Genomic DNA, 24717 nt, shown 5'->3' with positions numbered 1-24717 from the left:
CATTACTTCTCAATTAGTTCGATCGCGCCACTAGATAACGATTGAACATCTTCATTCCAGACTAAATGACTGTCACAGTGACAGTCAGAGGCACCAAACTGTGCAACCCGATGTCCGGGAAGTCTCTCTGAGAGGGCGCATTCGAGATCCCGATGTGGGTACTGGACAGTCTCATAGAGCGTTGTCTGTTCGTGTGTGAGCAGATAATCAATGTGCCAGTGTTGAACCGTCCGATCGCCGACTGCAAGCGATCGATGCCGCTCAACCCGACGTAATCCACCAGAGCCGAATGCACTCCCAGCATATGCGTAGCCGCCAGCATCGAACTCGATCGTCCCGAGTGCACCGACCTCAATTGCGGTTGGCTCAGCAATGGTGAGAATAAGTACGTAGCTACCGGGCGCTGCCATCGCGACTAGTCATCACCCGGAGCCACACCGGTTGTGTCGTGTTCGTCGGCTCGGTGCTCACGCTCCATCCGTTCTTCAATGAGCCGAATACGCTCCGGAATCGGAGGGTGGCTGTAATGAAACGCTGCGTAGGTTGGGTGTGGAAACGGATTGGCAAGATTCTCGCGTGCGAGTGCAGAGAGCGCGTCAATCATTGGTTGGCCGTCATCCATCACCGAAACCGCAAACGCATCCGCCTCTCGCTCGTGTTTCAGCGAGAGTTTGTTTGTGATCGGGGATGTAAGTTCCATAATCGGTCCTACAATGAGTACTGCGAGAAGCAACCCTGCATACGTTGCGGTTTCTGGAACCCCAAAGAGTGCATAGAGCGGTTCGTAGCTGACAAGCACTCCAAGGAGCGCAAAGACGATCGCCATCTGTATCGCACTGCTTGCGATCTGTTTCCAGATGTGGGATTTCTTCCAATGGGCCAGTTCATGTGCAAGGACACTCTGGACCGCCGGGAGTGTCATCCGATCGACCAATGTGTCAAACAGGACAACGCGTTTGGTCTCACCAAATCCAGTAAAGTATGCATTGAGGTGCGACGATCGGCGACTTGCATCCATCGTGTAGATCTGTTCACAGGAGAAGCCTGCCCGATCAAATACATCTTCAACGCCAGCTTTGAGTTCGCCATCCTCAACTGGCGTAAACTCATTGAATAGCGGAGCGATCACACGCGGATAGATGATCTGCATTGTGAGGCTAAATCCGATGACGAGCGCCCAGCCAGCAACCCACCACCATGTTGGGAACGCCTGAATAAACCACAGGATTGCCCCTGCGATGAGTCCGACAAAGACGATCGAAACAGCCGTGCCAACTAGTTTGTCTCGTATAAATAGCGTTGGAGTCTGATTGTTGAATCCAAATATCTCTTCGATCCCAAACGTTCGCAGTACTGCGAATGGAAGCGAAAACAGCTGTGCCGCAATGATAAGACCAACAAAGAAAAGAATACCTTGCAGGACAGGGTCGATTCCAGTTGCAGCAAGCAGTGTTACAATTTCTGTGAACAAACCGCTATAGAGGACAACGAAGAGAACACCAAGCCCAATCCACGTCTGCAACTGCGAGGCTGCGGTTGTGATTCGATGGTAGTTGAGCAGCTCATTGTGATCTTCGATATCAAGCGTTTCTTTCAACCATGCAGTCTTTTCGGTGACGGTACGATCGGCATAGCTGACGTTTTTGATCGCTAAGGCAGTAAAAAACGCCTGTGTTCCAAGAAGAAGGGCAATAAAAGCGACGTGAAACTCAATCATACCGCTCTGTAGGGTATCGACGGCAAGGAAAGTGTCGGTTGACGTTCGTCTGTTGGCTTCCGGAAGCGTCGTCCGGTTCTTGCACGTTTTTGACTGTGCTCTACATCATACGCACATGGGAAAGACCGCACTCGTTATCGGTGGGACTCGATTTATCGGCCGCCACACTGTTTCTGATCTGCTCGACCACGAGTATGACGTGACTATTTTCAATCGTGGAAACCACGACAATCCATTTGCGGACGACGATCGGGTGACACATATCGCAGGTGACCGCACGGACCGATCGGCGCTTGCGTCTGCAGCAGAATCAGTCACCCCCGACGTTGTCATTGACTGTGTTGCCTACCAGCCAGAAGATGTTGCGGCTGCAGTAGACGTGTTTGATGCGGTTGATGGGTACGTGTACATCTCCTCCGGTGCGGCATACGGTGCAGAAATCATCCCGAAACGAGAGAACCGGACCCCACTACGTCCATGTTCGGATGAGCAAGCAATTGATGACTCAGGGGAGACCTATGGAAACCGAAAAGCCGAGGGCGACCGGATCATCTTCGAGGCAGCAAAAAGCGGTGTGAATGCAATGGCTGTTCGACCATGCATCGTCTACGGCCCATACGACTACACTGAGCGGTTAGATTACTGGATCGATCGGGTTGCGAACTACGATCGGATCATCGTCCCCGGTGACGGGCAGAACATCTGGCATCGCGGCTATGCAGGCGACGTTGCAAGCGCTCTTCGAATCGTTGCAGAAGAGGGTGAGCCAGGAGAGGCCTACAACGTTGGCGATCAAGAGCTGGTGACGATCGAAGAGATGGTCGACCTCATCGCAGATGCACTTAAAACCGAGATCGAAGTCGTTGCCGCGGGTGAGCGAGAGCTTGCAGCGGGTGGACTTGCACCAACAGATTTCATTCTGTATCGGGAGTACCCACATATCCTCTCAACAAGTAAACTCGCTGCTCTTGGCTGGGAGTCAACATCGCTCTCGGAAGCAATGGCTGATACGGTAGCTGAGCACAGAGAGAGCGATCGAAACGGAAGCGAGTATGATCCTGGTCGCGAGGCTGAAGAGCGTGTGCTTGCAATCCTTGATACACTATAAAATTCGGGAGCGCTCTGCAAGTCACTGATTAGTCAACGATCCGATCGACATCCATCCCAACAACTTCCTCTTCAAGCCACTCGCGGAACCATTTGACTCGTTTGAGACGTTGAAACGCGATGCTCTCTGCAGTGTCGGATTCAACGCGATCGGCGTGATCTTGTCCGCGTTCAAGAACGCGATCGACCATTGCCGCGGCATCCATGTGTGTCCGGGCTTCATATCCCATTCGCAGTAACATGAGTGCAGTTCCGTTTGCACCGATTTTGTCCAGTACGTCCGCTTCAATTAGACACTGGCTTTCCAATGACACATCATCAAGCGGGCCTTGATAAGAGTGATCGATAATCGATTGACAAACCTGTTCAATAAATGACTGTGGGACGTTGGCATGTGTCTTGAGGTACTCTCGTGCGACTCGTGCGCCTTCGTCAGCATGCGCTTCCTGATCTGCTTCGAGTTTTGAAATGTCGTGAAAGATTGCCGCTGCACGAACCACGTCAGCATCTGCTCCTTCTCTTTCAGCGATTTTTGTAGCAAGTGCAGTCACGTTTTTAATGTGATTAAATCTGTACTCCGCACTATGCCACGGGTACCACCGCATTCGTCCGCCACCATCTTCATTCTCCACGCTTGCGGAGAGATAATCGTAAACAAACTGCTCCATGTCAGCAAACTCTTCATCACTGATGGCGGATTCTTTTATTTCAACGCCCACGCATGCACCTCCCAGTGGGGCTTTTTATGTATCTCATTACATGAATTAACGGTTCTTCATGCCTTATGCGTTACGACACCCCAAACAATCGGTGATCAGCCGTTCACAGATATAACCACAAGAGAGACCATCCTGCGTTACTAAACACATGATATCCATGACTGAACCGCTCTATTTTATTGACAGCTCTGTTGGAACATTTACCGGAACCGTTGAGCGAACGCTCGACGATCGTGTGGTCCTCGATCGAACGCAGTTCTACCCAACCGGTGGGGGACAACCACACGATACTGGTGTCATAACAAGTGCCGAAGCTACATGGGACGTGACTGCAGTGGAAAAGAACGATGAGATATATCATACGTTAGCAGGCCCTGACCCGCTCCCCGAACCTGGAACGAACGTTTCAGGTGAGCTCAATTGGGACCGCCGTTTTGCGCACATGCGCTATCACACTGCCCAGCATCTCCTCTCTGCCTATTTGTTAGAGACATATGACGCAGAAACAACAGGCAATCAACTCTATGATGACCATGCACATCTGGATTGTGCGCACGACCGATTCACTGAGACGGATCTTGCGGATATTGAGGCTGGATTAAACGCGCTTGTTGTGGACGAACGTGACGTGACCTGGTATGAAATGGATCGAGAGGCTGCAGAACAAGCGTTGGATCCAGACCGAACCCGAATTAATCTTCTCCCGGCGTCTATCACCGAACTTCGAATTGTCGAGATTTCAGGGGGCTCCAAGTCCGAGATACCGTTCGATCGGACTGCATGCGCTGGCACACATGTCGAAAATACAGCAGAGATTGGGACTATTACCGTAACAAAGCGACAAACACAGGGCAGTGAACATGAGCGGATTCATTTCGAACTGTCACCGTAGATTGTTTGTAGCGGATGGAAATCACCACAATACTGATAGTCTGTGCATGAGTTATATCACGGTAGCGGGACGAAAGCGGTCCAGCAACTGTGAGACATGGTGTGATGAGTAGTATGGGAGTAAACCCACGAGAGTATGATCCAACTGAACTGCGATCGCTGGCAGGAATCGCAGAGCCAGAGGTTCGCTCGACAGCAACGGTAAAAAAGAGCCTTACTGCAGAGGAATCTGTCCGGGCACAGCAGTTCAAAGAGCTGCTGGCCCTCCGTACAAAGAAGGCTGCAGACGGTCTGGAACGACCATACCTCCGGACGATACCCGACACTGACCTTGGACGTCGGCTTCTTTATGATTGGGTCGAATTTCTCACACTCGTCGGAGGGCACGCTGAAGCGCGTACTGCACTTCGATATTACAAGCAACTCGGGTGGATCACACCAGCAATTCAACATACAATCTCGGGCGAGGTTGGTTCATTACCAGAGCCGGTCCACGCCCGATCGTTTGAAATTGGCGACCACCGTCTTAGTCTCCTGTATATTGCTACGTTGGCATCGCTTTCGTGAGCCGTATACTACAATCTAACAACGAATACTTATGACAGAAACAGAATCCGATGCATTCGACGGGAGCTCAACCAGTAGTGACGATCCAACACCAGTCGGTGTGAAGCTTGGAAGTACTCGAACAGTTATCCAGATCGAGCGAAACGGCGAGATCGAAACAATACGAACACTAACGTGTCTCGCAACGTATGAAGATCCAATTACCGGCAGTGAGCGGGTACTGTACGGCGAGCAAGCTGCACAAGAATATCCCGATAGTGTCGAATTTATGCTCCGATCGGGACTTCCAGAGGACGATGCCCGCGCAGAGCTTGCAAAAAAGTTCTTCAATGAACTGATCACCGCTCAAAATATTCCGGAAGATAGTGTGGTCGTGTATGCAATACCAACGATCGACAACGAAGCTGGATTGAAAAACCTCAGCGACGTAATTGAAGGGAGTCCAATTGGTGAAGCAACGATCAGAAGCTTCCCGGAGTCCCTCTGTGGGTCGATTCCAGCAATGGGCGATGAGCTTGAAGCAATTGATGAGGTCTTCGTATCGATCAATATGGGATCAACAAATCTCGAAGCATGTGCATACCGCCACGGTGAGCAGCTTGCGCCGTTCTCAACCGGTGCGGTAACTGGTACCGAGGTCGATCGACGCATTGCAAATGCTGTCGAAGAGGAGACACAGGGGCGAGTCAACATCGACCGTACAACCGCACGAGAGTACAAAGAAGAACACGCCTCCTTCGTTGATTTCGAACCATTTACCGACATTATCCAGCAGCCGGGCGGTGGCTCACATGAGTTTACTGTCAACCGTGGACTCATGGACCCTGTCGATGAGTATGTGGATGAGGCTGTTGATGAGATTGCAAATAACTTCCTCTCAGAGCTTGCAAACACACACATGAAGCCATATCAGCTTGCGCTCGGAAAACCGATCGCGCTCACTGGTGGAATGGCATGTATCCCAGGCATTACAGATGTGTTCGAAGAACGTCTCTCAGAAGAGCTTTCACGCGATATTTCGGTTGTCTCCGCAGAGCGCCCTGACCTTGCAGCAGCAGAGGGTGCCCACCGAATCGCAGAAAGACTCGCAGATAACCTATAGTTGTCATTACAGTGAACTGATTTATCAAACGACGGCAGATTTACCTTTTTTGCGTGTACATCATTGGTATGAATAGGCGCTCATATCTTCTCCTCTCGGGTGGGGCACTCACAGCGGTTGCGGGCTGTACGGGCGATGGTGATGGAAACGGTGAACGAACGCCATACGCGGACTCAAGTAACTCATACGAAAGCGACGGTGGCGACGCCGTCACACACACGTTTTCGGGCACCGGAACGGCTGGTGGTGACGACAGCGACGGAGAACCAGCGTACACAGATACGTTCTCTCACAACACTACCGGGCCAACAATTGTCGAATATGATCACGATGGGGATGACGCGTTTTCGGTTTGGTTTGTCGACGAGAATCAAGACCGTATTTCGCTTGGCTACAGTGCAGTCGGTCCGTTTGAGGGCCGGACAATCCACTCATTTGATGAACAAACGCTTGGTCTGTCTGTTGACGCTGACGGTGACTGGGAGGTTTCGGTTACAGAACTCCCAGTGTACAACACCGGTGAGTCGTTGCCAGTCACTGTTGAGAGTATTCTTGTAGATGTTGTTGGCCCGGTCGAATTCTCTGATGATTCCGACATTACCTTCACATTCACTGCAACCGGTGGTGCCGGCCACACTGTTGATCTGTTCAATCGTGAGGGTGAGCTTAGTGCGCGCGTATTTGAAATCGAGGATGATATTGAGGATGAAACGCTCACTGCGGATATCGGTGGTGTCGGGTACATATTGGTCGAAAGCGGTGGTGAGTGGGAACTCAGTATTGACACCGTAGACTAGGTACGTCCTATTTTTTGGCCGATAGATTTAGGATATTACCCATATGAGTATCTGGTATGTTTGGTTGGCTTCTCCGCCGGGCAGCGCAAGCACTGACATGGAAACTACTCACACGGATCGCTAAACGGCTGTTCAAAAAGTAGCATTACTTTTCAAGTGTATCCAGTGCCATCGAAATCGCATTGATAAGCGCCTCTGCATCTGATTCCGTGAGTTCAATATCGGCGTGGCCGGTTGCATGATCGCCCGCTGTTGCATCGATAGTCAATAGAATCTGCGAATCGGTTCCTGTTTGCACGCTTAGATCGACGCTGTCAGGATACTCTCGTGGACGTCCAATTTCAGTATTAAATTCGCCTCGTGTGGCCCCTATTCGAACCCGGCCGGGGCGGGTTAGATCGATTGTCGCAAGTGGATCGGTATCACTCATCGCGATTTGAACTATCCGTCTATCCTCTTAGCTGTGAGGTGTAATCTGATCCAGTGTCACCTACTCTCGGGTCGCTTCCCACTCCCGTACTTGATCGGTGATGTGAGCAGGTTGTTCAACAAGGTGACACGCAGATGGGTGTGCTGTATCCTGTAGCACTGGATTCACCTGCTCGCAGATCGACGCGAATCGATCGGTAAGAAGTGCGGTTGCAGTCTCTGTATCGTCTTCAGCGAGACAGCGAAGCGATTCTTCGATGATCTCCTCATTCTCCCCAGCGAAGGTATGAGTGAACAGTTCATCACGCAGTGATTCAATGAATGCTCCTGTATCCTCTTTGTCTGGATCGCCAACAAGGTCCCAACGGCTCTTGATGCTTATTCGCCCTGTTTCAAGCCGGGTTCGGTACTCCGTAACCTCCCTATATGCGTCCTGCTCCATCTGTAATCCCGGTGGCTGAATAATCGACGGACAGCGAGTTCGGAATGAACACCCAGATGGTGGGTTTCGCGGGGATGGGACATCTCCGGTAATAACGTCTCGATCACGGCCCTGTTCCTCTGTTGACGCACGTGGGACACTTTCAAGCAGTGCACGAGTGTATGGATGCTGTGGGTCCTTGAAGATCTCATCAACTGGGCCGATTTCGACGATCTCACCAAGATACATCACTGCAACACGATCGCAAACGTGTTTGATTACAGAGAGGTCGTGGCTAATAAGTAGATACGTGAGATCAAACTCGTCTTGGAGGTCTTCAAGCAGATTCAGCACCTGTGCCTGCACAGAGACATCCAGCGCACTTGTTGGCTCATCAAGCATAATGAAATCGGGCTCTAAGGCAAGCGCTCTTGCAATCCCGATTCGCTGGCGCTGACCACCTGAAAACTCATGTGGGTAGCGATCGACCTGCCCCGCAGACAGCCCAACATACTCCAATAGCTCTTTTGTTCGCTCCAGTCGCTCTTTTTTTGTCCCAATATTGTGGACATTCATCGGCTGCATGATGCTTTGGCCGATCGTCAGCCGAGGATCGAGACTTGAGAATGGGTCTTGGAAGACCACTTGACACTCTCTTCGGAACTGCTGAAGCCCCTCGCCATCAAGATCGTAGATATTCTTCCCTTCGAACTCAACAATACCGTTTGTCGGTTCTTGGAGCCGTACCATCGTTTCTCCAGTGGTGGACTTCCCACACCCGGATTCACCAACGAGGCCAAGGGTCTCGCCTCGTTTAATATCAAAGCTTATTCCATCAACTGCTTTGACTGCCGTTGGCTCTTGCCCAAGCAAGCGATCAAGGAGCCCGTCATTCTCATAGAAGTATTTTTGTAGCCCGTCCACTCGAACGAGCGGCTCATCAGCGCTCGCCATTACTGTGTTCCTCCATCTGATTCAATCTGTTGTGTCTCAGCAGTTTCACTACTGAAATAATCCTCGGTCAGCGCGTCTGTTTCGTCGTAGCTCGTCCGTGCTAAGTAGCATTTTGTTGCGTGTGACGATGACTCCGCAATTCCAAACTCAGGTGGTTTCTCAAGACACTCTTGCATTGCTTTCGGGCATCGATCGGCGAAGAAACACCGGTCTGGCATTTCATGATCCAAGAGGCTTGGCACATTGCCCGCAATTGGCTGTAACCGATCTCGCGTGCCGTCTAAATCAGGGATACTGCCAAGCAATCCTTGCGTGTACGGATGAACGGGGTCATTGAACACGTCATGTAGTGTCCCACGTTCAACAATTTCTCCAGCATACATCACCCCAAGTCGGTCACACATTCGCGCAACAACACCAAGATTGTGCGTGATGAGGAGGATTGTCATTCCCGTTTCCTCTTGCAACTCCAACAGAAGATCCAACACTTGCGCTTGAATTGTCACATCAAGTGCCGTTGTCGGCTCGTCTGCAATAAGCACATTTGGTTCCCCTGCAAGCGCTTGTGCGATCATTGCACGCTGGAGCATCCCGCCTGAAAACTCGTGTGGATACTCTTCGGCTCGAAGCACCGGATCAGGTATGCCAACCATCTCCAACAGTTCGATCGCCCGATCCAGACTCTCCTCTTTCACGTATCGCTTTGATGGCATTACGGTGCTCATAATGAATGAGCTCAGTCCGTATCCTTGGGTGCGCGAAGCGACCGATCGGGGGTTTGCCCGTGCGCGCTGTTGTGATTCAACTGCCTCTGCAATCTGCTCTCCAACGGTGAGGCTTGGGTTGAAACTGCTCATTGGATCTTGGAAGATCATACTGAAGTGTGTCCCTCTCAGTGTGCGACGGACTCGAGGAGAGAGCGCTTGTAGATCAACATACTCACCATCAACTGCCGATGGTTCATCTGCACCAATGGATTCAACAAGCTCTGGGCTGCGGTACCAGACATGTCCATCCGTGATTCGACCGGGGGACTCAATTAGCCCCAATACCGAGAGTGCGGTCACACTTTTTCCGGACCCGGATTCACCAACAATACCAAACACTTCGCTGTCATTGATCGAGAGATCAATGCCATCGACTGCGTTTACTTGCCCTTCTTCTGTAAAGAACCGTGTCTTGAGCCCTTCAACACGAAGGAGTGGTTTCTCACCTGTATGTACACTCATGTTAGACGCCTCCCTCACCGCTTAAACCTGGATCAAGCGCATCACGGAGCCAATCACCAAGTAGGTTGATACCAATCACTGCGAACATGATGGCTAGTCCTGGAATGCTCGAAATCCACCATGACGTTCCAAGATAGTCTCTGCCCTGTGCAATATCGAATCCCCAAGAGAGCGTTGTCCCAGAGAAGCCGAGGAAAGACAGCGAACTCTCTAAGAGAATAATCGCCGCAACTTGGATCGTCGCAAGTACGATGATCGGTGTTAGACTGTTCGGCAGAATATGCTGCCGTAAGATCGTCCAATCACTCGCACCAACGCTTCGAGCAGCTTTCACGTACTCCTCTTGTCGTATAGATAACGCTTCCCCACGAGCAATCCGCGCAAACCAGACCCAATTTACCACACCAACAACGATGGTTAACGTAATCGGGAAGACGAACGTTGCTGGCATTCCCTCAACCAATCCTGCTGCCACGAATGGATCCGGTATCCTGACTGTTAACGGTCCGAGTAATCCGACAAGCGCAATTGCCAACACAAGTGCAGGGAACGCTAACATAATGTCTGCAAACCGCATCAGCGAATCATCAACGCGCCCGCCGTAATACCCGGCAACGAGACCAATGCTCACACCGGTTCCAACTGCAAACAACGTCCCAAACAGCCCAACCATGAGCGATGTTCTCGCACCGAATAACACCCGCGAGAACAGATCACGGCCCAGTGAATCAGTACCGAATGGGTGTTCAGCAGTTCCTTGAATGGTTACTTCTTGTATCTGCCGTTCACCATCAACAAATCGGAACTCTTCGCTCGTCTGTGTCACACCAAGCGGCGGCTGGTGCGCCCGATCGAGCTGCTGTTGTGTTGGATTATGCATCGCAAAGAACGGCGCAAACATCGCCATCAACATAATAGCAAGAACAAGTACAATACCAATCTTGGCCATCAAGCTATGATTTAGCTCACGCTTGAGGCTCTTTTTCACTCGATCTGAAATCATAGATACCCTCCTCGGTTCATTCGTAGCTCACCCGTGGATTCAGTTTTGTGTAGAGTGCATCAACCGCAATGTTGATGACAACGAACCCAATCCCGATGACGATCAGTGCGCCCTGAATAATCGGCCAATCTCGAACCACAATTGCATCAATCACCAGCGTCCCCAGCCCAGGCCAATTAAATACAAATTCAGTAATTACAGCACCGCCAATAAGCGAACCCAGCTGAAGCCCGAGCACGGTAATGATTGGAATCATCGTATTCCGTAGTGCGTGTTTGTATGTGACAAGTGTCTCCGGAAGCCCTTTTGCGCGAGCAGCCTTGACATATGGCTGTCCAAGCTCATCAAGCATCCCACTCCGGGTGAGGCGAACGATCATTGCAGTAAAGTACGTGCCAAGTGTCACTGCTGGAAGGATCATGTGTGCGATCCATGTGCGTATCCCGCTAATCTGTAGCTGGAATATCAGCATCTCTAATGCAGGTATCAGCCCGATCGGCCGCCGACTTGTCGGCAGTATTCCCAACCCAACAGAGACAATGAGGATCAGCATAATGCCAAGCCAAAAGTTTGGCGTGCTGATTCCAACCAGCGAGAACGTGGTTGCAGCATAGTCTGTTGGCTCGTGTCTCCGTGTTGCGCTCAACACGCCTAGTGGAATTGAGAAGATGATCGCGACAATAGTCGCAGCGACTGCAAGCTCAATGGTTGCAGGGAGCCGTGAGAGGATAATCCCGCTTGCTGGCCGCCCTCGAATGTAGGAAAATCCCATGTCACCGCGAACAAGCCCGAATAAATAGTCAAAATACTGTACGTAAATCGGTTGGTGAAGTCCAAGATTGATCGCGATCTGGGCGCGTAGCTCAGGTGATGCATCCAGTGGCGCAACAAAATCAACCGGACTCCCAGGAGTAATAAACCGGAGTAAAAATACCAGTGTAATCACTCCCCAAACGACTAGTAGCCCTTGCAGACTCCGTCTGATAAGAAATCTAGCTTGTGACATTATGCAAATAACTCAAAATTAACAGTCGATTCGCCTATCTGAACGACATCTCGTATGCAAGCGAGTATTCGTCCTGCCGTGGCTCCCACTCGACACGTTGGCTGAGGCCGTAAATAAGATATTCTCGATTCAAGAAAACAAACACTGCTAATTCATGCGCACGAGCATTCGCTTCCTGAAGTAGTTGTTCACGGGCGTCTTCGTCAACTTCGGTCTGTGCAGCGCTGATAAGGTCTTCAAGTTCCTCGTCAACAAATGTGTACTGTGACGTTCCCTCAGTCAACCACGGAAGGAGGTTTTGTTGCGCGTCGAATGTTGTGTTACCCCACCCAATGAGGAAGAACGGCGGCGTTGAACTGATATCTCCATCGAGTAATTGGCCTGCGAGTTCACCGAAATCACGAATTTCAGCTTCACAAGAGACGTTACTCAGATCGTCAATAAACCCGACACAGGCTTGAGCAATCTCGTCACTACGGAGATATCGGCCTGCTGGGATGTGCAACTCGATCTCTGCACCTGCGTATCCGCTTTCTTCAACAAGTTCTTCGGCTCGCTCTGGATCGTATGGATACGGTTCAAGATCCGGGTTGTGTCCAAAGTATCCTTCAAGTGTCGGTTGCGCCGTTGCATCACCGAAGCCAGCGAGAACAGTATTAATAATTTCATCGAAATCAATTGCGTAGTTCATCGCTTGACGGAATTCAACGCTGTCAAATGGCTCTTCATTGTACAGCATCGGGAGCATCAGAACACGCGTACTAGGTGCGTCTCCAACGTACGTGTCCTCGTCTGCTTCGATCGCTGATGCATCGCTTGGTGGAATTGCTGTTGCCACATCAATTTCACCGGCACGGAGGCTGTTAACACGAGAACTTGATTCGCTCGCTGCGTCAATAATTAGCTCACCAATCGGCGGCTCGCCATTCCAATGGTCGGCGAAACTGCTGAATCGAGTGAATTCACCGTCAACAAACTCTTCTAATTGGTATGGACCTGTTCCGTTGATATCTTCTGCGACTTCTTCAGGTTGGCGGTCCATAATCCACGACTCTTGGACGACTGGTACGTATGAAGCAAGGTTTGAGAAGACCATCGGGTTTGCTCCCTCTGTGTGGACAATAATTGCATGATCATCGTCGTCGACCTCTGCACCAGTTACACCTGCAATCTGGTCTTGCTGTGGACTCTGCAAATTCCCAACATCATCATCTGCGACACGGTTGATGGTGAATGCACAGTCTGCGGGGGTAAGTTCATCACCGTTGTGGAACATTACGCCTTCACGAATTGTGAGTTTGTGGCGATCTTCTTCAAGAACTTCCCAGTCAGTTGCAATTCCATCACCCATCTCACCATCACGGTCACGGGAAATGTGGTGATCATATGCTTGGAGCAACACATTGTCGGTTGTCGTTTCACGGTGGTCATGAGGATCAAGCGTTGTTGGGTTCTGCGTTTGGGAGATACGAAGGGTATCGTCATCATCACCAGTTCCAGTATCGTCAGTCCCATTGCCGTTTCCGTTTCCATTTCCGGCACCAGGGTCTTCAACGTCTTCGCCTGTACAACCAGCGAGCGTCACCGCAGCCGCTGCAGCACCTGCATATGAGAGGTACCGACGTCGACTTACGTTATGATTGGTATTTTCTGGCATAGCTATGCGGTAGTGACCCCGGTATAAATATTCACCGCCTGGTCCGTTTCACAACCCATTATATGATTTTTATTTGACTTTTATTTATTTCAGATATGTGATGGGATATCGTGTCAGCCACTCGAATATGTATTGTAACTCTGAGAATTATACATTTATTGCCATTTTATTCCTCATAAAATATTACTGTGGTTAATTTCACCCTCATTCCCAACCGTGGGTACGACGAACCGAAGTACGGCGGCTCGTCGAACTGGGGAGTCTGCAACATCCGGATCGACGCACCTGAGGCAAACGGCATCATGCCTGCACATGCGAAGAGCGTCCGGTTAGAGAATATCTATGGTGACAGAATCTACTACCACCACATCGATATCGTCTCGTCGAAAAACGTCGTCGTGGACGGCTACTGGGCAACTCGCGGCGGGGAAGGCAACTCCGACGCGCCGATTCAGTTCGACAATCAGACCGAGGGCACAACTGCCAACGGCGTGTGGGACGGAGACAGCTATACACTTGCAGCCAACGACGGAACACCGACTAGCAACTGCGCGCTCAGGACTTCACAATCGATCCAGCAAACGGCCCCTCGAACGGTGTCCACCTCCACCGCGACGGGAACAAGACGATCACGATTGAAGACAGCTATATTATCGGCTGTGAATACGCGGCGATTCGGGCTGATACCGGCGCGCTGCTCGAGGATCTAACGATCGATCGCATCTCATGTATCGAAAATGCGTGGGGGATTTCGCTGGGTCACAAAAAGAGCGGACGTCGGGAGTTGGCGATCAGCAACGTTACTGTCAGGACTGACGATAGTGACCTAGCGTCTGGGTCAGGTCTGTATGCAAGCGGATGCAATGGTACTGCGATTTCAAACGTCAGCATTGAGGGCTCGTTTACAAACACATTTGTTTTTGACGATATGGATGATCTGAAAATGACCAATATCACAGCGAAGAGAGCGATAGACCAAGCCTTCCGGTTCCGGGAAAACGTTGACGCAACGCTCACGACTGTTCATGCCGAAGATTGTGGACGCGCAGCTATTTATTCGGGAACAGACAGTTGTATCGCTTACGGTGGCGTTACGTTGGATAACGTTGGGGCAGAAGTTGTTACTGACGGAGAGATTCGAGAATGGAAAACATCGTGAGTTTATCTGCGGATTTGAAGGGTTCTAGAGTGTAGATCAATCGAAAAAGAATATCTTTTGAGAGTGAAATCATCGAGAGGGAATATTGTCAGTAGGTTGATAGTCCCGGGCGGATTCGAACCGCCGTCAACGGCTCCAAAGGCCGCTATGATTGGCCACTACACCACGGGACTGCATCGATCGTCATCGCGCCGATCACGACTACACTCAATCGTAGTTGCTACCACGTAAAACGGTTTGCGATTTCCGTTGGTCGATCGGTAGTCAGTCTGCTGCTGGCTCTTCGCCAAATGGTAACTCAAGACACGCACACGCATCATCTTCTGGATCAAAACAGTCAGGACACTCCGGGCGACGTTCAATAATGGTATCCAGACGCTCGGCGACGGTCCCATCAATCACTGCTTCAAGTTCTCTGGCCTCTTTTCGAAACTCTTTGACTGCAAGCACATTTGCAAGAAACCGCTCAATAATACAGTAGGTCTGGATTGCATCCCGTGCGCGAACGATTCCCTCATCAGTTAGCTGCACACCTTTGTACTTTTCATGCTCGGCAAACCCTCTTGATTCGAGTTTCCCGATCATTTCGTTTGCACTCGCCGGACTCACATCCAACATGTCTGCAAGTTTTCCTGTTGCAGCGGGGCCATCCTCCATCTGTTGAATGAGGTAGATCGCCTTGAGATACTGATCTGCGGTATTCATGCTCAGATACCTCCAAACTGTACACGCATATTCACGGTCATGCTCATGCTCGTTCCTCCATGATTTTCGTCACTGTTTCAACGCCATCGCGCTCTGCTGCTCGTAGTTCTCGAAGGACGGACAGCACATGCGATCGATCAACAGAAAAATCTGCATCACTAGCTTCGATTGCATCAATCAAGTCATCGTAGAACTTGTATGCAGTCTCCTCATTGCAGAGTTGATCATAGAGTACCCCGTCGAAATCCTCTGGCTTTGTTTGTCCATATCGGGCCTCAACAAGCGTTTCAACGTCCTCAAATGGAATGCTTTCGACATCTAGCCCATCAATAAGTCCCTCAAGCATCTCTCTGTGCTCTGCAGATTCTTCTGCAGCATGCTCAAGTAACTCTTCTAACTCAGTATCTAGCTCTCGCTCTTCCTCAGATAGTGACTGATAGTGGTGATATGCTCGTGCCTCAACGACCTCTTCAAGGACAATCCCAATCTGCAGGAGTCGAGCTAGCTGATGATCCGATGAGACGCTGTGGCCAACACTCATGGCCACCCTGTGTGTCTGTAATCATCTCTCGTCACGATACAACGCATACACAGTTCTCCGAGTGTGTCCAACTTAAGCCGTTCCCTCTTGATAATGAAATAAAAAGATGGGCCGTATTGTACTTGCGACAGTTAGTTCAATCGAGCCTGTACAAGCTCTTCGAGGTCGTTTCGGAACTCATCAACCTCAATCTCTTCGAGCACCGGTACAAAGAACCCTTCAACAAGCATGTTCCGTGCTGTTTGTGGGTCAATCGCTCGGGATGTCATGTAGAACATCTCCTCTGCGTCTACCTGCCCGACGGTTGCGGAGTGGCTTGCTTCAGTGTCGTGGTTGTGGATGATCAGCTTTGGTGAGGCATCTGCTTCGGACTCATCCGAGAGCATAAGCGTATTCTCACGCTGGTAGGAACTCGTGTTCCATGCATCAACACCAACATCTTGGACACCCTCGTACACCGATCGTGCCTCATCGTCGAGGACGCCGCGGGTGACAAGATCCGCGGTGGTGTGCTCGGCTTGATGCCAGACACGTGCGTTGACGTCAAGATGCTGGTCATCGTGGCCGAAGAAGGCACCGACAATCTTTGTCTCGGAGCCATCGCCGTTGAGTGTGGTCTCAACATCCGATCGGGTGAGACGTGAGCCGATGTTCCCTTCGATCCAGTTGATCGTGCTGTAGGTATCGGTATCACCACGTTTGAGCGTGTAATGATACGTGTCTTCGTTCAGATTTTGTAGCGATCCGAACTGAACATAGCTATTCTCACCAGCGACCACTTCAACGATATTGCTGAAGTAGCGATCGCCGTCGACATCATCTCCGCTCTCGATCGATTCGAGAATTGTTGCGGAGGAAGACTCCTCAGTCACAACAAGCGTGTGGCTAAAGAGCGTCTGTGAGTTCATCTCTGCACGAATCTTCACATCTTCGGCGTCGACGCCTTCTGGAACGTAGATGAATGTTCCCGTTGTAAAGAGCGCCGCAGAGAGCGCAGTCAGATAGTTTGTATCTGCAGGAACCACTGAGCCGAAGTACTCTTTAATGAGGTCTTCGTGCTCGTCAAGCGCGTCAACAAATGAGAGGACAGTTGCGCCCTCTGCACTGACGCGCTCGGTCTCATCGGACTGGTTGAGCGGGTCAACAAGGTTCTCGAAATCAAGCGCTTCGAGGTTTGTCCAGCGCCGCCCCGGTGTCTGGATAACATCAGGAAGCGCAACGTCGTCAAGCGCTTCAAATGCATCAAGACGGGCCTCAAGCAGCCATTCTGGCTCGTTTCGATCCTCGGAGATCTCTCGAACAGTCTCCGCAGAGAGCGTTGGTGGAATCTGCACGCTCATCCGAGACTACCCTCCATTTCGAGTTCAACCAAGCGGTTAAGTTCGACTGCGTATTCGATCGGTAGCTCTTCCGTGATTGGTTCGATGAATCCTGACACAATCATCTGTTTTGCATCGTCATCATCGAGGCCACGGCTTTGCAGGTAGAAGATATCTTCGTCGCCGATCTTGCCGACGGTTGCCTCGTGTGCAACGTCAACACGTGATTCGTTGATCTCCATGTATGGCATCGTATCCGATGTCGATTCGTTATCGAACATCAGTGCGTCACACTCGACTGCTGTTGAGGAGTTGTACGCTCCGTCTGCAATGTGGACCAATCCACGGTAGTTCGTTCGGCCACCGTCTTTCGAGATCGATTTTGACTCGATCGTCGATTTTGTCTCGGGTGCGTTGTGGTAGACTTTTGCACCAGTGTCGATGTTCTGGCCTTTTCCCGCGAACGCGATCGTAATGTGGTTGTCGGATGCACCACGGCCTTTGAGGATCGATGCTGGGTAGAGCATCGTTGCTTTCGACCCCATCGAGCCGGAGATCCACTCCATCCGGCCGTTCTTCTCAACGATTGCACGTTTGGTGTTGAGGTTGTAGGTGTTTTTCGACCAGTTCTGGACGGTGGAGTACTGCACGTGCGCGTCTTCTTTGACGAAGACTTCGACGCCACCGGAGTGGAGGTTGAATGCGGAGTACTTCGGTGCGGAACAGCCCTCAATATAGTGGACCTCCGAGCCTTTCTCTGCGATGATGAGCGTGTGCTCAAACTGTCCCATTCCTTCGGAGTTCATGCGGAAGTATGCCTGAATTGGCATATTAACCGTGACATCTTCTGGGACGTAGACGAACGATCCACCGGACCAGATTGCCCCGTGAAGTGCAGCGAACTTGTTGTCGCTCGGTGGCACGCACTTGGTCATGAAGTACTCTTTGACGATCTCTTCGTGCTCTTGGACCGCTTTGTCCATGTCACAGAAGACAACGCCTTTCTCTTGCCACTGCTCTTGCATGTTCTGATACACAATCTCGGATTCGTACTGTGCGCCGACACCCGAGAGTGCGTTCTTTTCTGCCTCTGGAATCCCCAGTTTGTCGAACGTGTCTTTGATCTCGTCTGGGAGATCGCGCCAGTCGTCAACCCCACCGCGGACATCGACGTCCGGACGGATGTATGGGACGATGGCATCAACGTCGACTTCGCTGAGATCTGGGGCTTCCGGCCAGCCAGTCGGCATCGGCATGTTCTGGAAGTGCTTAAGGGCGCGGAGACGGCGCTGTAGCATCCATTCGGGCTCATCTTTGTCTTCGGAGATGACGCGAATCGTTTCCTCATTGAGGCCTTTTTCGGCCTGGAACGCCGATTTCTGCTCCTTTTTAAATTCGAAGCGGGCTTCGGTGTCTGTCTGTTTTAGGTGTTCTTCGGAACTCATAGTATGTATTTACGTTTGCTTGCTTTTGGAGTATTCGCAACCTATTGTGGTTACGCAGTCTCGTAGACTTCTTCGCGGACCCAGTCGTATCCTTTGTCCTCAAGCTGGCTTGCCAAGCTTGCGTCGCCGCTTTTTACGATACGGCCGTCAAGCATGATGTGGACGTGGTCGGGCTCGACGTAGTCAAGGATTCGCTGGTAGTGTGTAATCTGGAGGATTCCCGTTCCCTGCTCGTCGCGTAGCGCGTTGATTCCCTCAGAAACATCCTGGAGGCGATCGATATCAAGTCCTGAGTCAATCTCGTCAAGAACTGCGATCGATGGCTCAAGAATTGCCGCCTGTAGAACCTCGTTCTGTTTCTTCTCTCCGCCAGAGAAGCCAGCGTTGAGGTATCGGCGTGCGAACTTCTCGTCCATGTCGAGCAGTTCCATCTTTTCTTTGAGGAGCTGTTGGAACTCAGCAACGCCAACCTCACCATCGTCAACTGGTCCTTCCATCGGGGAGGTCTCGTAGCCTGCCTCTTCCTCTTCTGCGTCTTCATCCTCGTCCTCGAAGAGTTCCTGTCGCTCTCCAAGTTTGGCATTGAGTGCCTGACGGAGGAAGTTCGTCATGGTGACGCCTTCGATCTCCGCTGGGTACTGGAAGCCAAGGAAGATGCCGAGTGCTGCGCGCTCGTTTGGTTCCAGCTCAAGAAGGCTCCAGCGGTAATCTTCCTCATCGAGGTCCTCGTCGATATCTGCGAGATCGTCCTCGTCAAGGTGGAGAATAATGTCTCCGTCAGTGACTCTGTACGCTGGGTGGCCAGCGATGATTTTGGCGGTCGTAGATTTACCGGATCCGTTTGGACCCATCAGTGCGTGAATTTCTCCGGAGTTGACCTCAAGGTCAACGCCGCGAAGAATCGTTTCGCCATCCTCATCGGCTACCTCAGCGTGAAGGTTTTTGATTTCGAGTGTTGCCATTGTTAAATTGTTCCCTCGTACTCGAAGGATGGGGGTTTATGCCCATAATGGTTACGCATTTGCCCCTCTGTATTTCTATTGAGGAAAAATATATTTTCCAAAATGGAAACCCAGTGCAAGCACCCGTATTGTTACTATCTTTCACAAAACAGCATCTAAACGGGGCTTAACCCCTGTTTCTACATAAAGCTTCCAAGGCCAGTCTGCTCTTGGCCGCTTTTGACTTCATCCCAAGACATTCCAAGTGCCTCAATAACCCGTTCGATCGGCCCTTTCAACGTCTTTTCGAGCATTTTGTCCCAATCGATTTCAAACTCATCTGGAATTTCGTCGGCGTATTCAAAACAGATTACGTCCGGGTCCCGCTTGAACTCTCCATATAGCAGATTTGTTTGTGGATTAAGCTCGTGTTCATTCTCCATCCGTTGCCAGAAGTCCGGATGAACCTTTTTTAAATAGAGTCGCTTTGGCTTTGAGCCGCGATCAAAGTTCGTTCCCAACATGAGATTCGCATATTTTGCACCCCGTACCTGTGCAGTGTCCGTCTCATAGTTTGAGAGTCGTTTTCCGATTCCGCCAGGAATACCGATCTCTTCGAGCGAGAGTTCTCCTTCTAAGAACCCAGTTATTACCTCATTGAGATAGGTTTTAACCTCCTCTAGATCGTCGTCGATGTTCTCTCCAGTCACGATCGTGTCGATCACGTTCTTTTGGACTTCCTTCGTGATCTGTGCAATATCCGATCGTTTGTACTCAAACCCAGTAATGTCAATGTCATCGACATCCTTGCCCTCCTTCCAGATAATGTGGCCCGCGTATCGTTTTTTTCGACCGGCTTGGAAGAAGCGCCGATACAGCTTTTCGAACTCGATCTGGAATCGATGGGCCTCCGCATTGAGCTCTTCTCGAGCAAAGTCATCATATCGATCGTTGATATACTCCTCAATGTCGAAGGACTGCTCGATCGCATCTGATTTTGTTGTGTCATGTCCAAGTTCTAACATGACAGAATCCGTATCTCCGTATGCAACCTGATAGTCTAATTCCGTTGCAGCAGTCTCTGTAAAGTTGATCACCTCTCTTCCAGTGGCGGTTACCGCTGCGGCACCCTCCTTATCATAGAGACGGAACCGATCCCACCCCGTCACGCCGTATAGACTCTGTCCAACAAATTGGAATTTGCCGTTTCTGCCGGCAAGCAGGGAGTGATTATCTGCAACCGTTACACAGTAGACACCATTATCTGCTGTACTACGGCTCGAACTTCGATGCATACGAAGGGAGTTTTTGTTGTCTTCGAGACCATACACTCTCCACGAACCGCTATCATGATTGTAGCTTGCAGTCGTTCCAAGTTCGGCACAAAGCCGGAGCACATCGTCTCGCAACCGTTCGCTCGCTGTTGTGTATCTCCAAGAGCCAGATTGGCGATCGCCATCACCATCAATCAGTCGTTCGAGGAACTGTTCTTTTTGTGATGTGGCTGCTTCAAAAACAAGCGATGGAATCTGTTTGTTGAAGCTTCCACTGCCGCACAGAGACTCTAATACGCGTCCGAGAAGTTCCGACGTGAACTGATAGGATTTATTATCGACGTAGTAATCGAATCCCATCCGATCGAGCAATTCTCCGATCCCTGCATGATGATCGATTCCGCCATCTGTAACGGCGTCTTGTGCAATCTTGACAGTAGTGCTTGACCCACGATAATTTTCACCAAACTGTTTTGGCGTTGACGTGTATACATTTCCTTCCGTAATATACCATGCGAGCAATACGAGGAAGTCATCTCCGTCGTAGGTTCGTGGAATCCATTTCTGTCCGGATTTGAGGTGTATGTAACTTCTCTCACAGACTGATTCAATGTATTCTCTGTGGGCTTCAAATTCTTCTGCAGTAAAAACATAGCCTGTTTGTCCAAGATCCGCTTTTGGGACTCGTCGAGGTTTCCACCCTAACTCTGCGGTAAATGTGTGTCCATGTATTGATGGCCGTACCCAAATCTCATACTCATCAGCGAAGGTTGTCAAATCAATCTCTTCGAGGAACGTACCGTTGTCATATGACCACCCATGTGGCAGTTCGTAGTGACAATAATCATATAATTCGCCCGCTTCGACAAAATTCCATCCGTTCTCAGTAATCCCATTTGTATCGTTTTTCCGGACAAGCATTCGGTGATTTGGCGTCACGCGGAAATCGATCTTGTTTGTCTGTATATCAATGAGCTCACCACGATAATCTGGATATGCATGGGTCTCTGTTACGGGTTTGACCTCCATAGCCATCGTCTCCGGATCGAGTGAGTACACCAGATCACCAGTTTCCAGTTCGGTAATCGATCGAACACCCTTCGGTGTCAAAACTTCTGTATCCGGTGTAAAGCAGTTCATGATCACTTTCACTGCCCCTTGTTGACGATCGTACTGGATGTATGGCTCCGATCCAGGATCGTGCTCGTTTCGCAACGATTTCTTCTCTTCACGTTCGGTCAACAACTCATCGACCATCTCCCGCATAATCCCGTCCGGCTCCTTTCTAAATCGCGTCCCATTTGGTGCACGGTAGGTTTCACCATCAAATTCATCTCCCACCTTTGTTTCCGGCCCCGCGTTAATTGTGACCATGCACATTGGATAGAGCGACTTCAAATCCAGTACCGTCACATTCTCACGAACGCCGGTAATCGGATCGAACACTGCACCTCCTTCGAAGTCCTCGGACTCCTGTTGTCCCTTTGTCGGGAGCGCAAACTTGCCATGCGCTTTATGAAGGACGTACACATCCACTGCATCACCCGGTGTTGGTGCATCCTCAATCTTACAGCCGACAAATTTTCGCACCTCATTCCAGAATGGAATGATTGCTTGCTTCCGATCGATCTCGACACATAGCTCAACATCCCGAACGTTGTACTCAAGCAATCGGGTTGGGTCCTGCTCCCAAAGATCCCCAATATCGCCGGAGTATCGCTCTTTTCCAATATCCAACTCCAACTCACCAACTGCATCAAGCCTGTAGGATTCAAGTTCGGTGAACTGTGTCCGCTTGTACGCATACAACAGATCGAAGACAACTCGTCCTTTGATGTCGGGACCACCCCAGCCCGATCGCCATACCTCTCCAACTCGCGAGAGCCGTTCGATCGAGAGATCGTGTTCGGTTTGGGGGTTCAACAGCTCAAGCCGATCGAGGAAGTACGGCGCGTCGAAATCTTCAAAATTCCATCCGGTGAGGAGGTCCGGATCCGTCTCCTCGATGTAGCTGATAAACGCGTCAAGCATCGCTTCCTCTGTCGCAAACGCTCGAATGTCGATCGCCGTTTCATTTTTTAATGGCTCATACCCAGGGAGCGAATCAGGTGTGGAGTTGTTAGTTGCCGCTGGCGCTTCATACAGCCAGCAGATGTAGACATCGTCAACGGAATCATGACTCGTAATACAGATGATCTCCTCTTCACCATCTTCAGGGAAGCCGTTTCGATCGTCAACCTCGATATCGAACGTGTTAACGCGAATATCCGCAGCGACGGTTGCCGGTTCGACCTCCGTATGGGGAACCTGAATCGGTTGTCGACCCGCAGCGTTGTGTTCATCGTCAAGACGTCGTGCAGGAACTCGGACTCCATCACCAAGCCCGTTATCAATCAAAAACCGATTTGGGAATAGAATATCCGCTTCGTAATGTTCGAAATCATCACGGATCTGCCCGACATCTCGTGGTGTCCGTGCAATAATCTTTGTCAGTTTTTCACCACGGATACTCTCATATGGTTCACCATTTGTATCCGTTTCTTGTGCGGAGAGAACGACATCATACTCCTCCACAGGGTCACGGTTTAGTGTGTCCGTTGGTGTGTAAAAATATGGTTCAAACCCGAGGACACGAACGTGCTCGACGTCACCTGCCTCAGTCCGGCCAAACACGTGCACTACGGGGTATTCCTCGCGCCCACTGCCTTCGATCGTATAATCGACCTGTGTGATTGTAAGTTCGATATAGCCGTCCGCTTCTGGGAAGCGGGCGTCATCAATACTGATCACCTCGCTTACGTGTCCGCCACCGTTCCCGGCGATCGCAGCAGCCTCTGCAGCTACAGAATCAGGATCCGAATCGCCGTCGGAGTCGGCGGATGAGCCAAACTGTCCGAGAGCCGACTGTGTCATACTCGTGGCTCCGTCTCGTGGGGTAAAAAGGACGGGTATTCGGCTTTCACCCACCGTTGCAAAACCATGCCCCGAACAAAAGAGCTATATCCTGGTATGTTATAGCATATCTTGGTTATGACTACCCGCGCCAATGATACGGAGTTGGATCGTGCCGACGGACTGCCAGCCCTGCCTGAAGGGAATGCAACCGTCGAGACGTATGACGTAGAGAACGGCGTGGTGTTCTATGACGCAGAGAACCCGCTTGCGTGGCTTGAGTCCTCACACGCGTTTTCTCTACAAGATTGCACCTAACCATCCGGGCAACGACTCAAACGCCGAAACGAACTCTTTTGCAGGCTCCGGCCAACTGTACAACCATGAGCGATCGGTCTTCCGATGAAACTGCGTCCGATCGGGTCGCACGGTACGTGGATGAACATGCATCGGATGATGGGTTTTCCGACATGCCTGGTGTTGGATTCCCCGGAGGGTCCTCGCTGGAAAAAGAGATTCAAGTTGATACCGAAAAGCTGGAAAAGAATCTCAGTAACGCGGATCCAAATACAAGCCGTCGATTCATTACCGCTGTTATACTCGCAAACGTTGGCCTCCTTGCAGTGAGCCTTAGTCTGATGCTCATCGTTTTTCGAAGCAGTTTCGATGTCGGCGGAGTGTTACTTCTTGTTGGACTCCTCGCACTTGGACGGACATATCAACAGGTGAAATCACATCGAAGATACGTCGAAAAAAAGAACGAGTCAGAGCCCGAAACGGACGCAGAGGAGCAGTCGAACACCCCGGCTGAGCACAACGGCTAACCGCTCGCGCCCCTGAAT

At 50.7% G+C, this 24717-nt stretch carries 22 protein-coding genes, 1 tRNA gene and 1 pseudogene; 8 read left to right on the top strand and 16 right to left on the bottom strand.

Annotation, left to right across the window (positions count from 1 at the left end; all coding sequences use genetic code 11):
- Nucleotides 1–2: 2 nt before the first annotated feature.
- Both AArcSt2_RS00625 and AArcSt2_RS00620 read right to left on the bottom strand, forming a co-directional pair.
- Nucleotides 3–410, bottom strand: coding sequence for a GIY-YIG nuclease family protein (locus tag AArcSt2_RS00625; protein ID WP_174653016.1), 408 nt, complete (start codon nucleotides 408–410; stop codon nucleotides 3–5).
- 5 nt (nucleotides 411–415) lie between these two features.
- Nucleotides 416–1717 (bottom strand): M48 family metallopeptidase, encoded by a 1302-nt coding sequence (locus AArcSt2_RS00620; RefSeq protein ID WP_250582231.1) that lies wholly within the window; start codon nucleotides 1715–1717, stop codon nucleotides 416–418.
- A gap of 115 nt (nucleotides 1718–1832) precedes the next feature.
- On the opposite strand from AArcSt2_RS00620, the gene AArcSt2_RS00615 reads away from it, so the two are divergent.
- Entirely contained in the window at nucleotides 1833–2825 is a 993-nt protein-coding gene (locus tag AArcSt2_RS00615; RefSeq protein ID WP_250582229.1) for an NAD-dependent epimerase/dehydratase family protein, read from the top strand.
- 28 nt (nucleotides 2826–2853) lie between these two features.
- On the opposite strand, the gene AArcSt2_RS00610 is transcribed toward AArcSt2_RS00615, so the two are convergent.
- Complete coding sequence (locus tag AArcSt2_RS00610) at nucleotides 2854–3543, bottom strand: HD domain-containing protein (RefSeq protein ID WP_174653019.1); 690 nt, start codon at nucleotides 3541–3543, stop codon at nucleotides 2854–2856.
- Between the two features lie 157 nt (nucleotides 3544–3700).
- Between AArcSt2_RS00610 and AArcSt2_RS00605 the strand changes: the two genes are divergently transcribed.
- The 4 genes from AArcSt2_RS00605 to AArcSt2_RS00590 all read left to right on the top strand — a co-directional run bounded on the left by AArcSt2_RS00605 (nucleotide 3701) and on the right by AArcSt2_RS00590 (nucleotide 6900).
- Entirely contained in the window at nucleotides 3701–4435 is a 735-nt protein-coding gene (locus AArcSt2_RS00605) for an alanyl-tRNA editing protein (RefSeq protein WP_250582227.1), read from the top strand.
- A 113-nt stretch (nucleotides 4436–4548) separates the two neighbouring features.
- Nucleotides 4549–5001: a FlaD/FlaE family flagellar protein gene (locus AArcSt2_RS00600; RefSeq protein ID WP_174653021.1), complete on the top strand. Its 453-nt coding sequence runs from the start codon at nucleotides 4549–4551 to the stop codon at nucleotides 4999–5001.
- A gap of 31 nt (nucleotides 5002–5032) precedes the next feature.
- On the top strand, nucleotides 5033–6103 hold the full coding sequence (locus AArcSt2_RS00595; RefSeq protein WP_250582225.1) for an actin-like salactin: 1071 nt from the start codon (nucleotides 5033–5035) through the stop codon (nucleotides 6101–6103).
- Nucleotides 6104–6171: 68 nt separating this feature from the next.
- Nucleotides 6172–6900, top strand: coding sequence for a hypothetical protein (locus tag AArcSt2_RS00590; RefSeq protein WP_250582223.1), 729 nt, complete (start codon nucleotides 6172–6174; stop codon nucleotides 6898–6900).
- A 145-nt stretch (nucleotides 6901–7045) separates the two neighbouring features.
- Here the strand turns inward: AArcSt2_RS00590 and AArcSt2_RS00585 are convergent, their stop codons facing one another.
- The 6 genes from AArcSt2_RS00585 to AArcSt2_RS00560 are packed head-to-tail and all read right to left on the bottom strand — an operon-like array spanning nucleotide 7046 to nucleotide 13599.
- On the bottom strand, nucleotides 7046–7330 hold the full coding sequence (locus tag AArcSt2_RS00585) for a hypothetical protein (protein ID WP_250582221.1): 285 nt from the start codon (nucleotides 7328–7330) through the stop codon (nucleotides 7046–7048).
- A 60-nt stretch (nucleotides 7331–7390) separates the two neighbouring features.
- On the bottom strand, nucleotides 7391–8704 hold the full coding sequence (locus AArcSt2_RS00580; RefSeq protein WP_250582219.1) for an ABC transporter ATP-binding protein: 1314 nt from the start codon (nucleotides 8702–8704) through the stop codon (nucleotides 7391–7393).
- A complete protein-coding gene (locus AArcSt2_RS00575; RefSeq protein ID WP_250582217.1) occupies nucleotides 8704–9933 on the bottom strand; it encodes an ABC transporter ATP-binding protein in 1230 nt (409 codons plus the stop codon). The genes AArcSt2_RS00580 and AArcSt2_RS00575 overlap by 1 nt, the downstream gene beginning before the upstream one ends.
- Before the next feature lies 1 nt (nucleotide 9934).
- Entirely contained in the window at nucleotides 9935–10936 is a 1002-nt protein-coding gene (locus AArcSt2_RS00570) for an ABC transporter permease (RefSeq protein ID WP_250582215.1), read from the bottom strand.
- 16 nt (nucleotides 10937–10952) lie between these two features.
- Nucleotides 10953–11942, bottom strand: a complete 990-nt coding sequence (locus AArcSt2_RS00565) for an ABC transporter permease (protein ID WP_250582213.1) — start codon at nucleotides 11940–11942, stop codon at nucleotides 10953–10955.
- 34 nt (nucleotides 11943–11976) lie between these two features.
- Entirely contained in the window at nucleotides 11977–13599 is a 1623-nt protein-coding gene (locus tag AArcSt2_RS00560; RefSeq protein ID WP_250582210.1) for an ABC transporter substrate-binding protein, read from the bottom strand.
- A gap of 203 nt (nucleotides 13600–13802) precedes the next feature.
- Here AArcSt2_RS00560 and AArcSt2_RS16775 point away from each other — a divergent pair.
- Nucleotides 13803–14758: pseudogene (locus AArcSt2_RS16775) on the top strand (hypothetical protein); the annotation flags it as partial.
- Between the two features lie 100 nt (nucleotides 14759–14858).
- Here the strand turns inward: AArcSt2_RS16775 and AArcSt2_RS00545 are convergent.
- The 7 genes from AArcSt2_RS00545 to AArcSt2_RS00515 form a co-directional block, all read right to left on the bottom strand.
- Nucleotides 14859–14931 (bottom strand) — tRNA-Gln (locus AArcSt2_RS00545).
- Between the two features lie 91 nt (nucleotides 14932–15022).
- Nucleotides 15023–15463: a metal-dependent transcriptional regulator gene (locus tag AArcSt2_RS00540; protein ID WP_174653029.1), complete on the bottom strand. Its 441-nt coding sequence runs from the start codon at nucleotides 15461–15463 to the stop codon at nucleotides 15023–15025.
- A 43-nt stretch (nucleotides 15464–15506) separates the two neighbouring features.
- Entirely contained in the window at nucleotides 15507–16004 is a 498-nt protein-coding gene (locus AArcSt2_RS00535; RefSeq protein WP_174653030.1) for a ferritin-like domain-containing protein, read from the bottom strand.
- 131 nt (nucleotides 16005–16135) lie between these two features.
- Nucleotides 16136–17344 (bottom strand): Fe-S cluster assembly protein SufD, encoded by a 1209-nt coding sequence (gene sufD, locus AArcSt2_RS00530; protein ID WP_174653031.1) that lies wholly within the window; start codon nucleotides 17342–17344, stop codon nucleotides 16136–16138.
- Nucleotides 17341–18768, bottom strand: a complete 1428-nt coding sequence (sufB, locus tag AArcSt2_RS00525) for a Fe-S cluster assembly protein SufB (RefSeq protein WP_174653032.1) — start codon at nucleotides 18766–18768, stop codon at nucleotides 17341–17343. The genes sufD and sufB overlap by 4 nt, the downstream gene beginning before the upstream one ends.
- A gap of 50 nt (nucleotides 18769–18818) precedes the next feature.
- Nucleotides 18819–19730 carry an ABC transporter ATP-binding protein gene (locus tag AArcSt2_RS00520; RefSeq protein WP_174653033.1) on the bottom strand — a complete coding sequence of 304 codons (912 nt, stop codon included), beginning with the start codon at nucleotides 19728–19730 and terminating at the stop codon, nucleotides 18819–18821.
- A 179-nt stretch (nucleotides 19731–19909) separates the two neighbouring features.
- A complete protein-coding gene (locus AArcSt2_RS00515; RefSeq protein WP_250582204.1) occupies nucleotides 19910–23896 on the bottom strand; it encodes a DNA polymerase domain-containing protein in 3987 nt (1328 codons plus the stop codon).
- 117 nt (nucleotides 23897–24013) lie between these two features.
- On the opposite strand from AArcSt2_RS00515, the gene AArcSt2_RS00510 reads away from it, so the two are divergent.
- Both AArcSt2_RS00510 and AArcSt2_RS00505 read left to right on the top strand, forming a co-directional pair.
- Nucleotides 24014–24193: a DUF7331 family protein gene (locus AArcSt2_RS00510; RefSeq protein ID WP_250582202.1), complete on the top strand. Its 180-nt coding sequence runs from the start codon at nucleotides 24014–24016 to the stop codon at nucleotides 24191–24193.
- A 65-nt stretch (nucleotides 24194–24258) separates the two neighbouring features.
- Nucleotides 24259–24699 carry a DUF7322 domain-containing protein gene (locus AArcSt2_RS00505; RefSeq protein WP_174653035.1) on the top strand — a complete coding sequence of 147 codons (441 nt, stop codon included), beginning with the start codon at nucleotides 24259–24261 and terminating at the stop codon, nucleotides 24697–24699.
- The last annotated feature ends 18 nt before the right edge of the window (nucleotides 24700–24717 follow it).

The organism is Natronocalculus amylovorans (assembly GCF_023638035.1).
GTDB classification, from domain to species: Archaea; Halobacteriota; Halobacteria; order Halobacteriales; family Haloferacaceae; genus Natronocalculus; species Natronocalculus amylovorans.
The sequence above is the reverse complement of the archived record's forward strand: the minus strand, read 5'-3'. Positions and strand labels throughout refer to the sequence as shown.